Here is a 332-nt window from a genome sequence, read left to right on the forward strand (position 1 = left end):
CTTTCAACTCCCGTCGCTGTTCTTTCCCCGAATTTGTCATTCTGTGAAACGACCTCCGCCGCAACCGGCAAAACACCATTCCATTCTTTCCCGTAATCATATATGGCCATAATGACCCTTTTCCAATGAGGAAAGCGGGTAAGTTGATGCGAGAATGGTATGGATCCGCGCAGAAGACTGGTCCCTGACATCGTCACCCTGCAAGCTTACGAGTGTGCTGCAAGGCATGGGAATTTTACCCGTGCCGCAGAAGAACTCAACCTCACGCAAAGCGCCGTCAGCCGGCAGATCGGCGAACTCGAGGCGCAGACCGGGATGCAGCTTTTCGAACG

1 protein-coding gene is annotated in these 332 nt (G+C 53.3%); it reads left to right on the forward strand.

Annotation, left to right across the window (positions count from 1 at the left end):
• Positions 1–159: 159 nt before the first annotated feature.
• A partial coding sequence (locus SB816_RS30480; protein WP_410548049.1) for a LysR family transcriptional regulator occupies positions 160–332 on the forward strand: 173 nt, incomplete at its 3' end.

Origin of the sequence: Achromobacter sp. SIMBA_011, assembly GCF_046535435.1 — a bacterium.
Classification (GTDB): domain Bacteria; phylum Pseudomonadota; class Gammaproteobacteria; order Burkholderiales; family Burkholderiaceae_B; genus Achromobacter; species Achromobacter dolens.